We start from the raw sequence: 12,669 nt of genomic DNA on the forward strand, positions 1-12,669 counted from the left end.
GGAACCCCGGCATGCAAGGAAACGGCTCAGGACCGGAAACGGAAGTCCTCGACATTCATGACTGCTGGAAGTACCTCCGATCCGCTTCGGTCTGCCGGATCGCCATCACTGCGGGCGGCGGGCCTGAGATCTTCCCGGTGAATTACGTCCCCGACTACGGGACCGTGGTGTTCCGCACCGGTCCAGGCACCAAACTGGATGCTGTTCGTGGCGGCGAACCGGTTGCGTTGGAAGCCGACGGCTTGAACGCCTACGGCACCATTGCATGGAGTGTCATCATCAAGGGGACCGCCGAAGTTGTGGACACCCAGGAAGCCTTCCAGGAGGCCGCAGACGCCGGGCTTTCGCCCTGGGAGACGGGCAGCAAGGACCATCTGGTGCGGGTAACGCCCACTGAGGTCAGCGGCCGGCGCTTTGTGATCACCCCGCCATCGGGCTGGTGGCCTCCGCTGGACTCGCCGGGGCAAGTACCTCCGGGCGGCAGGTGAGGTGACGCAGGTGGGATGACGACGCCGGCCCTCACTTCACGCCGGCGACGCTGACCGGTGTGCCACCTGACGCCGTCGTGCGCACCCGGCCGCCATGCCGCAGTGCACGAAGGGCGTTAAGGATTGTCGCCAGGTCCACCAGCTCCTGGAGGAGGGCACCGGCCACAGCGGGGAGATAGGTGAAGACCGCTGCAATCATCAGGCCGATGCTCAGCAGGATTCCGGTCCAGATGCTCGCCAGCGCAATCCGGACCGTGCGCTGTCCGATGTCGACGGCCAGCGCAGCCTTGGACAGGTCGTCGAGCATGATCACGACGTCGACTGACTCGCTCGCCGCCGTTGCGCCCTTGGCACCCATGGCGATACCGACGTCGGCGGCGGCCAGGACGGGGGCGTCGTTCACGCCGTCGCCCACCATCATGACCGGGCGCTCCCGCAGCCCTGCGACGATGGAGACTTTGTCACCCGGAAGGCACCCTGCCTGAATCCGGGAGATCCCTGTCTCTGCAGCGATTTTTTCGGCGGTGGCCAACGAGTCGCCGGTGACCAGGAGAGTTTCCTCAATGCCCAGCCGGCGCAGCGCGGTCAGCGTGTCAACCGCGTTTTCCCGGAGTGGGTCGCTCATGATCAAGACTCCCCCAAAGCGTCCGTCAACGCCCACGTAGACAGCCAGTTGTCCGCTGGCCACGTCGGCCTCCTCGAAGCCTGACGTGCCCGAGCGTACGAAGTCAGGCTTGCCCACCATGATGGTTTGGTTGCCGCAGCTGGCAGTGACTCCCTGCGTAGTGTGCTCAACCGCGTTTCTGCCCGCCAGCAGCCGGAGCCCACTGCGCCGGGCAGCCTCAATCACGGAAGAGGCGAGGACATGGGATGAGTACTGCTCTGCCGAAGCCGCCAGCTGCAACAGCCTGTCCTCAGACATATCAGGTGCTGAGGACTTGGAGATCCGGACGGCGTGGAGGGTCGGGCGGCCGTGAGTGAGGGTGCCGGTCTTATCGAAAACCGCCGTTCGCACCCGGGCAAGCTGCTCAAGGGTTCCGCCACTCTTAATGATGATTCCTGCGTGGGCTGCCCGACTGGTACCGGCGAGGAATGCGACGGGAGCGGCAATGAGCAGCGGGCACGGGGTGGCGACGAAGAGGACCTCGGCAAACCGCACTGGATCCTGGCTGAAGTACCAGCCGGCCCCTGCCAGGGCAAAAGCCAGGAGTGTGAACGGGATAGCGTATTTGTCGGCGAGCCGGACCACCGGCGGCCTGCTCGACGCCGCTTCCTGGACCAGCGCCACGATCTGGCTGTACTGCGAGTCTTTCGCCGTGGCGGTTGCCAGCATGTGCACGGCGTTGTCGCCGTTGACGGATCCGCTGAGCAGCGTGTCGCCTTTGACATGTTCCGCCGGTAAGCTCTCACCCGTCAAAGTGGATTCGTCGAAACTGACGGTCCCGGAGAGGAGCAATCCGTCCACGGGAAGCACTTCCGAGGGCTTGATCAGTAGAGTGTCGCCGGGCCGGACGTCGCCGGCCGGGATGTCTTCGGGGGGGCAGGCCCGGAAGTTCCCGGTGGGCTGTGTGCGGGACGCGCTCGAGCAAGGACCTGAGTTCCCGGGTAGCACGCCCCCGGGCGATCTCTTCCAGGGCTTCGCCACCGGACAGCATCAGCACGATGATCAGGGCTGCCACGTACTCCCCTACCGCCACGGTCGCGGCAATGGCAGTCACCGCCAGAAGATCAATGCCCCACCGGCCGCTGCGCAACGCCCTGATCATGGAGACAGTGCGGCCGGCAGCAACAAGCAGGGCGAAGACACTGGCCAACCACTGGGCCGCCGAATCCTCACCCGCGGCCAGCAACACCGCAACGACCGCCCCCGCCGCGATGGTTCCGGCCACCAACGGGAAGCGCATCACCGCGTCCCTCAAATCTGTCTGAGTCATAAATTTGACCCTATGGCCGTCCGTGGTTCACAGCCAGGGCTTCCGGACCCAGGGTTTCACGCTCTTTTGTCTCGATACCGGGACCTTCGTCCCTGATAAAGGTGGTTCCGCTCTGGAAGCATTGGCACGACTACCCCCGCCCAAGGCCCGAACGAGGAAGTTTGGAAGGAGCAAGCGCATGGCAGGATCATTCGAACTGTTCACGGACAAGGAATCACAGGTCCGGTTCACGCTTGTGGCACCGGACGGGACGGTGCTCGCCGTTTCCGGACAGTACCCGGATAAACGCCACGCCGTTGCCGCAATTAACGATGTCCGTGAATGCGCCGGAACAGGACTCATCAAAGATTGCTGCGCGGCAGCCTGAGATGCGGCTGGCAGCGACTCCGGAGGTGGGAACCCGGACTGACGAAGTTCTGGCGGTGACAGGCCTGGTTAAACGCTTTGGCGAACGAACGGTGGTAGACGGAGTAACCTTCCAGATCCGGGCGGGGGAAACCTTCGGACTCCTCGGACCCAACGGCGCCGGCAAGACAACGATCATTTCCATGGTCACGGGCCTGATCCCCGCCGATGCCGGGTCGGTCAGTGTCGTTGGCGAAGCCATGACGCCCTCGACCACGGGCCCGAAGCGGCACATCGTCCTCTTCCCCCAGGAACTGGCCATATATCCGGACCTGACCGCCCGCGAGAACTTGCGGTTCTTTGGCCGCCTCCAGGGACTTCGGGGCCAGGAACTCACTTCCCGGACCGAAGAGGTGCTGGAACTCATCGGGCTGGCCGACCGGGCCGGCGACCAGACCAAGAAGTTTTCTGGTGGGATGAAGCGCCGGCTGAACATCGGAATCGGACTGCTTCACCGTCCCACGTTGCTGATCCTGGATGAACCGACTGTTGGTGTCGATCCGCAGTCCCGCAACTCCATCCTGGAATCGGTGGAGGGATTGGCCACCGAAGGCATGGCCGTCGTAAATGAATCAACGAGACTACGCTAGCTGTTTACTGCACAACATGTTTTCCGACGCCGGTTCTGACCGGAGCTCACGCTGGGCGTCGTGAGCCCCAGCACGGGAAAGAGCCCTATTGCGGTGGGGTTAGGCCTCGTACGAACGGTGATTTCCCCAGGGCTGTCCGTTCAACATGTTCCACCAACTGCACCTCGACTCGGAGGGGACTGACGCCGGCTGCGTTGAGCGCGCCGGTCACGGCATCCCGAACTCCTTCAGTGGAGGCTCCGGGAGCGAGGCCCGCGAGGAGCACGCGTAGCCCGGTGGGCTCCTGGATGACCTGCCACCCCGCGCTTCCGGCTTCGTCGAGAACGTGGTGGAACACAATAGGGTGGACGCTGACCGCGCCGTCCTTGCCTGGCAGCTGCAGGACATCTTCGACCCGCCCTTCGATGTCCTCCAGAAGGGTGAAAGTGCGCCCGCAGGGGCATCCCCCTCCGCCCAGCCTCACAGTGTCGGACATTTCATAGCGGATCAGCGGCAGGGTGCGGGAGAACAGGACTGTGACAAGAAGCTTCGCCCCGGTTGTCCCCGCGGGCACGGGATTCCCGGCCTCGTCCACAGGCTCAATAATCAGCAGATCCTCGTACACATGTCGGTTCCGGTAGGTACACGGTGAGGCGATGCCGGCCGTTTCGGTGGCGGCGTAGACGTCGAAGGGGGCGCTTCCCCATGCCGCTTCCAGTTCCGTCGCGGTGTGCGGGCTGAGCACTTCGGAGGCGGACATGACACCCTGCGGCGAGATGCGCAGGCGGCCCGCGCGCTGCTCCGTCGCCAAGGGTTTGAGTGCTGAGGCGTAGCCGACCAGGACCCTGGGCTGGAACCGGTTCAGCGCGGCCACCGTCTCATCCATGCGCGCGGTGACATCCAGGCGGAGGGTGGGGACGAGTCCGGAGCGGAGCGAGGCTCCGACGACCGCGGACTGGTGCGTGGGGATGCGGGAGCTTATCAGGGCCATCTTCAGGGGGTGGGTGAACCCAGCGGAGATCCCGGCCCAGTCGTTCGCGCGGGCGTAGGATGCCAGGACGGTCGCCCATTCTTCGCGGTTCCAGACGAAGGTTCCGCGCCGGCCTGTGGTCCCGGCCGTTGCTGCAGCCCACCACCGGCCCTGCCACGGCATCCCCGGATCGCCACCGCTCTGCGTCAGGGACCGCAGGTGGTTCTCCAGATCCGCCAGCCTCAGGTCCGGTGTAGTGACGGCCTCGTCGAAGTGGTCCATCAGCTCCGCTTTCGTCACCGACGGCAGGCGGTCCAGGGGAGCGTCGTGCAGGCCGGCGTGACGGCGCCGGTAGAACTCCGAGCCGGCGTAGGTTGCCCGTCGCAGCTCCTGCAGGGCGTGTTCCTGGTGTGCGCTGATCCGCGCGGCGTCCCAGTGGTCCCTTCTCCGCCAGGCGGCCCGCAGGAACAGCACGCGGGAGATGAGCCGGATGTCCATGCGGGTCAGCCTAGCGGTTACCGGCAGGGGCCAGCGGCCGGACCGCACGCGCAGTGGTGGCCTTGGGTGTTTCCGAGCGCATCAGGACGACGCGGTAATGATGCGCATGCCCAGAATCCCGGCGATGATGGTCAGCATCTCGGCCAACAGGGCCACCCTGCAGAGGAAGGACACAGCGCGCGCCGACAGGCTTGCTGTCATGGTCTTTCCTCCTTCCGTTGGGCTGTCTTCGTTTAAGAGTACCGGCCCGGGTCGGCCGGGAAATCTGCCGGTTTCAACTGCCTTGAGCCGGATAAAGATTCAGCCCGGTACGGTGGACAACTTGTTGTGCACGCACTTGGAGACTGGGCACAACTGACCAGGTGACTTGGGCAGTTGGATCGGCCGGACAATTGCAGGGCACGCCGTCGTTCACGCGCTGAGCGTCCGGCAGCAATCACTGCCGGCCTTCATAACTTGTCCTGAAGGTTTGGTCCGGTGCCCTGCGTGTCCGGTCCTGGAGGGTGAGAATACGCACAGCGAGGCTCAGCGAAACGGCCAGGACCGCTCCGCTGACGGCGGTCCATAAGCCAGTGACAGGTGCAGGGGCCGCGCCGATGGCGCACGTCAGTGAACCTGCCGCCAGCGCTGCAGCCGCGACGAGCATCCAAAATGCCCGTCGTGCCCGTCGGCCGCGGGGAGGAAATGTTGGTGACGTGGGCATGCTCATGCCCCCAGATGTTCTTTGACCGGAATGACTAAAATGAGAAGTGTGAGCGTCAGGATGCTCAGCAACAGCACAAGGCCGGCGGCAATCGAAACGGGGCGCCGTCGCCACAGACGGTTCCGGCTTCGGTCCGCAAAGGGAACCGCGGCCAGGATGATGAAAAACGCGACCTCGGCAAAAAGGATCGCGGGCAGACCAAACCAGTCTTCCAAGGTGTAGAGCCACCAAAAATTCCATGGGGGCCGGGTCACTTCGATTCCGGCGACCGGCGTAGAACCTACCGGGGGTGGAAGGAACACCGCCAGGATCCCGAGCACGCCGGCCAGCACCAGGCCGAACGCGCCGATGCGGCGCAGGTGATGGGTGAACGGTTCGGTTGGTTCCGCAGTCGCAGCCTGTTCCCCTGAGATATCGGCCGGCAGCGATGGGTGGGGAGAGATTTTGTGGCGTTTTACCAGAAGCCCGTGCAGAGTCACGAGTACGAGGATGGTTCCCGGCAGAATCACGACATGCGCGCCGTAGATCCGCACCAGGATCGACACCTGATTCGCGAACTCGGCGGAAAACCAGAATCCGGCCCCGCCGAGCAGGGCCCCGACCTCCACATTGTGCCCCAGCGCCTCAAAGCCCTCCTGATCCCACTTCAGGACTGTTCCGGTGAACAGGGCGAGGGTGATCAGAGCAAACAGTGCCACGCCGATGAGCCAGTTGCCTTCGCGCGGGCGTTTAAATGATCCGGTAACGAAAACCCTGATTAGGTGCAGGGCTGCGGTGACATACATTGCCTGGGACGCCCAAAAGTGCACGCCACGCAGCACACTTCCGCCCCAGACGTCCGTGACGATACCGCGGACCGACTGGTTCGCCGTTTCCGGCGTGGGGCTGTAGAACTGGACCAGCACAATGCCGCTCACCACCAGGATTCCGAAGGCTGCCGCCGTGACGCCCCCCAGGCTCCAGGCCAGGGAGTTGGCGTGTTCCGGGACGGCGTACCCCAGGGCGCCGATGCCCAGCCGCTCATCGATCACATCCAGTATGCGCCGGGCGCGTCCGCGGCGCTGCGCCGGTGCCGGGGGCCGCCCGCTGTCGGTCATCGGTTCATCGTTCATCTCAGATACCCTGATCCTTTCGGCGTGACCGCTCATGTTTGGGAGGTAAGTCCCGGCGTCTGTGCCTCCAGGCCAGCAGCAACCGCAACTCGCGGAGATTTTCATGTGGACGGAACACGTATGCCAGCAACAATCCCGTGAGAACCGCCAGTAGGGATACCGTCAAAAACCCCCAGTCCGCCCCGGTTAGCTCCCCGCGGGGCGGGAGGGCATCGAGGACGAGTGTTGTTCCGGTCTCACCGCCGGTCGCCGGCTCCAACGAGCTCAGGGCCACCGTGATGGACTCCTGCAGCAAGGCACGTCCCTGGGCTGAATTTCCGGCCTGGAGCGCAGCCTTGGCCTGTTGGAGATCAGCCACGGATACCCCGTCCTGGTCCGGCTCGGCGAGGGCCGCGTCGATTTTCTCCAGGGCCGGACCAACATTGCCCGGATCGTGGACGAGGTGCCCCAGCGCCTGTTGAACCAACAGATATTCCTCTGACGAAGGATCTCCCTCATGGGCGGATGCCAGTGGGGCTGATATAACTCCCCCGACGAGGAAGAAACAGGCCAGCAGGACAGCCGCGCGTGTTCTTCCGGCACAGAACCGCCCCGGTCCTGGATGTCTGGTGTCGCGTTGGCCGGATCTTCCAGATCCAGGTGTCATTGGCATGGATGGCTCCTTACATAGATGGTTCCTGCATGGTGTGACCGGCCCGCCGAAGCATGGCTACTGAGGTTGGTCAGGGCCGTGAACGCGCGGTGCGCTTCTGATTTTGCCGAATCGGGGGATGAAGCCTGGAACGTTGCGGGCATAGGCGAGGTACTCCTCTCCGAATTCGGCCGCCATGTTCTTCTCTTCGTGTCTGGCAAGGCGGTGGTAAACGACAACCAGGATCGGGAACATGATCAGGGTGAGGAGGGTGGGCCACTGCAGCAGGAAACCGACCATGATGGTCAAAAACCCCAGGTACTGCGGGTGGCGGAGCCGGGCGTAGATACCGGTGCCCGCCAACCGGTGCTCCGTCTGTGCCGCATACAAAACGCGCCATGCCTGATACAGCAGCATGAAGCCGGCAGCTATGAGCACGTTGCTCAGCAGGTGCAGGGGGCTCAGATGGGGGTCCCACTGCCAGCCCATCAGGTCCTGCCACAGATGCCCTGAATTGTGTGTCAGAAGGCTCAGGTTCGGGAACCGGCTGCCCAGCCAGCCGGAGAGGAAGTAGATGGTCAGCGGAAAACCGTACATCTCCGTGAACAACGCGACGATGAACGCGGCGAACCCGCCCAAGGCCCGCCAGTCCAGTTTCGTTTTGGGTTTGACGAAGCTGAACGCGAAAACAATGAATATGGCAGAGTTCAGAATCACCAGGAACCACAGGTTGTACCCGGACTCATCGCTTGTCATGATTTTCACCACCTCCGCCGTGCCCGCCATGACCGCTGTGGCCGAACAAGTGCATTCCCAGCATCCCCACCACAAAGATGTAGGGCAGCGCATCGAGCACATGCACCCAGTGGTTGGTCAGCAGGTAGATGACGGCCGCGGCGACGGCGAGGACGGTCAGTGTGCGGCGCAGAGGGCTGCCCCCCGGGCCGGGTCCGAAGTTCAGCGGGGATCGCCGGTCCGATGGCTGGCCACCGGGGACGGAAGTGCCGGCCGGCTGTTCGGGGTGCTGGTGGTCGTGGTTCATGGCCCTACCATTCCCGCACCAGACGCACTCTGCGCAAGGAAGTCCTGCCGGATGCCCAATGTGGCGTCGGTAATCCGTATTGACGTTGCCGCGTCCGGCGCGGACCCTGTCAGGGCACGGATGGCGTCGATGGTTTCGGGTATGACGATGGCCTCGTTGTAAACCTGGTAGGTCAGATAGGCTTCGTCGTCCAGGACGGTGACCAGGTCTTCCCAGACGGCGACTTCCCACATGTCTCCGCGGGGCCGGCCCAGATCTTTCATCAGCTCGATGGTGGAGTTAAGGGCGACGAGCCCGTCAGACATCCGGATGAACGCAATCCGCGGGGCGCCCCGCAGCGCAGCGAGGACCTCCCCCCGGCTGGCGGCTCGGGTGAGCTGGAGCGTCCAGTAATGGTTATGGGTCTGGGTGTGCGCTCCTTTGGCCGCAATGGTGACGACATCGAGATCGGGCAGGACGGTCCGGGCGTCCGGGCCCTGGTGGGAAGGTATTTTCGGTTCCGGGACCATCGTGTTCATGATCCCTCCCAGATGCGACTCCCAGGGGTCGGTGGCACGGCGGATGAGGACTCCGCGGGCCCTGGCCAGCAGGCCCGCTTCCTGCAGAGCACCGAGTACCCTGACGATGCTCGTCGTGTTGCATGAGACGACACGGGTCATGTCCCGGCCCAGTGCGCTGTCATAGTTGGCCTGCGCCACGAATGAATGCCCTGTGGTGTCATGGGATTCACCGCCTTGCAGGACGACTTTCACACCTGCCGCCCGGTAGCGGGGCAGATTGCCGGCCGCCACATGTTTGGGTGTCGCATCCACGACGACGTCCGCCTGGGCCACCAGGTCGTCCAGGTCTCCGGAGATGGTCAGGCCTGCCTGGACCATGGCGTCCCGCGCTTCGACGGTGGATGCGAACAGGGGAAAACGTCCCGCAGCGGAGCGGATCCGCCAGTCGGTGATGATATCGGCGACGCCGATCAGTTCCATGTCCGGCTGCAACAGGACCGCGTCGGCTACCCGCTTGCCGATGACTCCGTATCCGTTGACGGCCACTCTGGTCTTACTCATTGGTATGCCTCCCACTTGCGGTTGCGTTGTTTCGTCGATGGTGGTCCTCAGCCCCAATTGTTTTTGCGGTCTTTGGGACCAGGGGGAAGTCCATGTCTGCCCCGCCGGCGAGCTGCGCATAGATTCCTTCGACACCTATCCGCACAGCGGGTGCACTGCAGGGCTGCAGCCGGATCCGGAGGGCTTCCGCCGTCAGGGACACATCGATGCGGTGGCCCCGGTACCGGATCTGAAACCCGGCACATCCCAGCCGGGCCGGGAGCCGGGGAGAAAAGGTCAGCGCGTCGGCCTCCGTCTGCAGGCCGGCGAAAGCCCGGACGACGACATCGACCGTCCCGGACATGGCGCCCAGATGGATACCTTCCCGGGTCGTGCCACCCTGGGTATCGTCCAGGTCGGAGACCAAGGCCTCACGGAAGACCTGCCAGGCCCGGGATTCGTCAATCCGGGCGAGTACCGAGGCATGCACCACCCGGCTGAGCGTCGATCCGTTGGCCGTCCGGGCCAGGTAGTACTCCACGGTGCGCTCCAAGTCGGGCTCCGCGAACGGATAGCCGAGCCGGTGCAGCTGCCTGATCACCCCTGCGGGCCCCAGCAGGTAGATCAGCATCAGGACGTCAGCCTGCTTAGCGAGTTTGTACCGGTTGGTGGCATCGTTTTCGGCTTCGAGGATCAAATCGAGCCGCCCGATATTGCCGTACGTGGCACGGTAGTCCGGCCAGTCCAGTTCTGCCAGGTCTTCGTAACCATCGAACTGGCTGAGGACCCCGTCGGCATGGAACGGCACGGCGAGCCTGCGGCTGATCCTGGACCAGTGGCTGATTTCATCCTCGGTGACCTGCAGCCGGTCAGTGAGGTCATCGCCGGGATGGCCCGCGAGTTCGTCCAGCACATCGGCGGCGCGTTCGCACAGCCAGGAGACAAGCACGTTGGTGTAGGCGTTATCGCGCAGTCCGGTCCCGGGCGTGTCCGGGTACCCGTCGTGGTATTCGTCGGGCCCCATCACCCCTGAAATGTGGAACCTGTCCTTTACCGGATCATAGGTGGCCAGCGAGGCGAACATCCGGGTCACTTCGATGATCATTTCCCCGCCGCGGGCCGTCAGCCAGTCCCGGTCCCCCGTGGCCTGGAAGTGCTTCCAGGCGTTGTAGGCGACGGCGAGTCCGACGTGCCGCTGGCGGTTGGAGTTATCCGGCATCCAGCGGGCGGACCGGGCGTTGTAGAGCTGGCGGGGCGTCTCCTCCCGTCCGTCGCTGCCACTCTGCCAGGGGAAGAGCGCCCCCTGGAGTCCCTGCGCGCGTGCGGCGCCCCGCGCAGCGTCCAGCCTGCGCCAGCGGTACTCCAGGAGGGCCCGGCTGACATCAGGGAGGCGGAGCCCGATCACGGGGAAGACGAACAGTTCGTCCCAGAAGACGTGACCGCGGTAGCCTTCCCCGTGCAAGCCCCGGGCCGGTACGCCGGCATCCAGGGCGGCGGTATGCACGGAGATTGTCTGCAGCAGGTGGAACACATGCAGGTTGAGTACCAGCTGGGACTGCCGGTCGCCGTCGAGGCTGATCCCGAACCGCTCCCACAGGCGCCGCCAGGCCGCCTCGTGGTCCGTGAGCAGTGCGGTGAAGCCCGTGTTATCGCGGGAAAGCCCGGCCAGGGCTGAGGCCTCAGGCGAGGAGATGGCGCCGTCGCGGGAGGTTGCCAGCGACGCGGTCCTGGTTATGGTGGCCGGCTGTCCGTCGGTCAGCCGGAGGTCGAACTGCCGCTGGTACCGTCCGCCGTCGCTCCCGGCGTGCCGGGGCGTTGCCGCAGGGGCGCCGTCGAACACCGTCCGGACGGCCAAGGCGATGCGTATCCTGCTGTGGCTGGTCTGGACGGCGCACAGGACGGTGCTGCTGTCCGCGTCCGTGAATTCAGGATCTCTCAGGTGCCGCTGCCCGGTGCCGGCATAGTCGCGGACGTTGGTGTTGGCCACCCGGGCATCGATGCCCGCACGTAGGCCCACGGTCCCGCTGAAGCCGCGGGCCGTCAGGGTCGTCTCCAGCGCGGCCAGGTGGGGATTGTGCATGGAGACCAGCCTCCGCTGCACGACGGTGAGCTGTTCACCGTCCGGGCCCGTCAGGGTTGCGCGGCGAGTCAACAGGCCCCGGCGCAGATCGAGCTCGGTTCGCTCATCGCTGACATGGATATCCCCCGTTGACCACCACGGCCCGGCGCCGATGCGAACATCCACCGGCAGCCAGTTAGGGACGTTGACCAGATGCTCTTCTTCCAGATCGCGGCCGTGAATGGTGCCCGTTGTCCGGTTGTAGACACCGGCCAAATAGGTCCCGGGATAGTGGACGCCGTCGTCAATGTGCTCCGGCCGGGCTCCGCGCGTTGCCATGTACCCGTTGCCCAGGGCGGTCAGCACCTCCCGGTGGCCTTCGTGAGCAGGATCGAACCCTTCGTAGACCAGCGTCCACGGATCGGTGCGTGAAACCCCCAGGTCCAGCTCAGCGACGTCGCCCAGGACAATGTCGGCGCCGGCGTCCTCCAGCTGTTCCCGATGCCCCGCGCGGTCGATGCCGACGATCAGACCGAATCCGCCGCGGCGTCCTGCCTGGACACCGGCAGCGGCGTCCTCGACAACCGCGGCATGCCGGGGTGCCACGCCGAGCCGGCGCGCTGCCTCGAGGAACATGGCCGGGTCGGGCTTACCCGGCAGACACTGCTCGGCAACGGTCTGCCCGTCGATGATGACGTCGAATCCGGCATCGAGGCCGGCAGCCGTCAGCAGGGCTCGGGCGTTGCGGCTCGCGGTGACCAGGCCCACGGGGATTCCTGCGGCATGCAGGCGGGCCAGCAGGGCGGTGGTCCCGGGGTAGGCCTGGATGCCGTTGCGGGTCACGGCTTGGAGGAACAGGGCGTTCTTGCGGGCGCCGAGTCCGTGGACGGACCAGACCTCCGGCCCGTCGTCCGGGCTGCCGGCGGGAAGCCGGGCGCCGCGGGAGGCCAGGAAGGCGGTGACTCCGTCCTCGCGCTGCCGGCCGTCGGCGTACCGCCGGTAGTCCGCGTCCTCGTCGAACGGATCCCTCCGTGGGCGCCCGGCGAGCCGGGGGTCCTGAAGGACGGAGTCGAAGAGTTGCTTCCAGGCTGCCGCGTGCACGGCGGCGGTCTGTGTGACAACTCCGTCCATGTCGAACAGCACCGCCTGATAGGGCAATGCTGCGCCATGCAGGGAATCACTGGAGGGGCGGCTGCCGCCCGCATGGACCTGCGCCAT

The 12,669-nt window shown here is 65.1% G+C and carries 10 protein-coding genes and 1 pseudogene; 3 read left to right on the forward strand and 8 right to left on the reverse strand.

Annotated elements, in window-relative coordinates; genetic code table 11:
* Positions 1-11 precede the first annotated feature (11 nt).
* The gene (locus ABIB27_RS03500; RefSeq protein WP_354155563.1) at positions 12-488 is read left to right on the forward strand and encodes a pyridoxamine 5'-phosphate oxidase family protein; all 477 of its coding nucleotides are present in this window, start codon (positions 12-14) and stop codon (positions 486-488) included.
* 31 nt (positions 489-519) lie between these two features.
* On the opposite strand, the pseudogene ABIB27_RS03505 reads toward ABIB27_RS03500, so the two are convergent.
* Positions 520-2,422, reverse strand: a pseudogene (locus tag ABIB27_RS03505) (heavy metal translocating P-type ATPase).
* A 178-nt stretch (positions 2,423-2,600) separates the two neighbouring features.
* Here ABIB27_RS03505 and ABIB27_RS03515 point away from each other — a divergent pair.
* Positions 2,601-2,789 carry a YegP family protein gene (locus tag ABIB27_RS03515; protein WP_354155565.1) on the forward strand — a complete coding sequence of 63 codons (189 nt, stop codon included), beginning with the start codon at positions 2,601-2,603 and terminating at the stop codon, positions 2,787-2,789.
* Between the two features lie 25 nt (positions 2,790-2,814).
* A complete protein-coding gene (locus tag ABIB27_RS03520; RefSeq protein WP_354155566.1) occupies positions 2,815-3,417 on the forward strand; it encodes an ABC transporter ATP-binding protein in 603 nt (200 codons plus the stop codon).
* Positions 3,418-3,502: 85 nt separating this feature from the next.
* Here ABIB27_RS03520 and ABIB27_RS03525 read toward each other — a convergent pair whose 3' ends face one another.
* The 7 genes from ABIB27_RS03525 to ABIB27_RS03555 all read right to left on the reverse strand — a co-directional run bounded on the left by ABIB27_RS03525 (position 3,503) and on the right by ABIB27_RS03555 (position 12,669).
* The gene (locus ABIB27_RS03525) at positions 3,503-4,864 is read right to left on the reverse strand and encodes a phenylacetate--CoA ligase family protein (protein ID WP_354183286.1); all 1,362 of its coding nucleotides are present in this window, start codon (positions 4,862-4,864) and stop codon (positions 3,503-3,505) included.
* Positions 4,865-5,569: 705 nt separating this feature from the next.
* Positions 5,570-6,679, reverse strand: coding sequence for a cytochrome b N-terminal domain-containing protein (locus tag ABIB27_RS03530; protein ID WP_354155568.1), 1,110 nt, complete (start codon positions 6,677-6,679; stop codon positions 5,570-5,572).
* A 1-nt stretch (position 6,680) separates the two neighbouring features.
* Positions 6,681-7,145, reverse strand: coding sequence for a hypothetical protein (locus tag ABIB27_RS03535; protein ID WP_354155569.1), 465 nt, complete (start codon positions 7,143-7,145; stop codon positions 6,681-6,683).
* A 243-nt stretch (positions 7,146-7,388) separates the two neighbouring features.
* Positions 7,389-8,066: a methyltransferase family protein gene (locus tag ABIB27_RS03540; protein WP_354183287.1), complete on the reverse strand. Its 678-nt coding sequence runs from the start codon at positions 8,064-8,066 to the stop codon at positions 7,389-7,391.
* Positions 8,053-8,352, reverse strand: coding sequence for a DUF2933 domain-containing protein (locus tag ABIB27_RS03545; RefSeq protein WP_354215415.1), 300 nt, complete (start codon positions 8,350-8,352; stop codon positions 8,053-8,055). The genes ABIB27_RS03540 and ABIB27_RS03545 overlap by 14 nt, the downstream gene beginning before the upstream one ends.
* On the reverse strand, positions 8,349-9,413 hold the full coding sequence (locus tag ABIB27_RS03550) for a type II glyceraldehyde-3-phosphate dehydrogenase (RefSeq protein ID WP_354155571.1): 1,065 nt from the start codon (positions 9,411-9,413) through the stop codon (positions 8,349-8,351). Before ABIB27_RS03550 ends, ABIB27_RS03545 begins: the two co-directional genes overlap by 4 nt.
* The gene (locus ABIB27_RS03555; protein WP_354215416.1) at positions 9,406-12,669 is read right to left on the reverse strand and encodes a beta-phosphoglucomutase family hydrolase; all 3,264 of its coding nucleotides are present in this window, start codon (positions 12,667-12,669) and stop codon (positions 9,406-9,408) included. Before ABIB27_RS03555 ends, ABIB27_RS03550 begins: the two co-directional genes overlap by 8 nt.

It is taken from the genome of Arthrobacter sp. UYEF21, assembly GCF_040546085.1.
Classification (GTDB): Bacteria; Actinomycetota; Actinomycetes; order Actinomycetales; family Micrococcaceae; genus Arthrobacter.

Excerpts from the sequence above, each read along its gene's own strand:
- ABIB27_RS03500 (WP_354155563.1), top strand. The coding sequence starts at position 12 with ATGCAAGGAAACGGCTCAGGACCGGAAACGGAAGTCCTCGACATTCAT.
- ABIB27_RS03515 (WP_354155565.1), top strand. The coding sequence starts at position 2,601 with ATGGCAGGATCATTCGAACTGTTCACGGACAAGGAATCACAGGTCCGG.
- ABIB27_RS03525 (WP_354183286.1), bottom strand. The coding sequence starts at position 4,864 with ATGGACATCCGGCTCATCTCCCGCGTGCTGTTCCTGCGGGCCGCCTGG.
- ABIB27_RS03530 (WP_354155568.1), bottom strand. The coding sequence starts at position 6,679 with ATGAACGATGAACCGATGACCGACAGCGGGCGGCCCCCGGCACCGGCG.
- ABIB27_RS03540 (WP_354183287.1), bottom strand. The coding sequence starts at position 8,066 with ATGACAAGCGATGAGTCCGGGTACAACCTGTGGTTCCTGGTGATTCTG.
- ABIB27_RS03545 (WP_354215415.1), bottom strand. The coding sequence starts at position 8,352 with ATGAACCACGACCACCAGCACCCCGAACAGCCGGCCGGCACTTCCGTC.
- ABIB27_RS03550 (WP_354155571.1), bottom strand. The coding sequence starts at position 9,413 with ATGAGTAAGACCAGAGTGGCCGTCAACGGATACGGAGTCATCGGCAAG.
- ABIB27_RS03555 (WP_354215416.1), bottom strand. The coding sequence starts at position 12,669 with ATGGCGCAGGTCCATGCGGGCGGCAGCCGCCCCTCCAGTGATTCCCTG.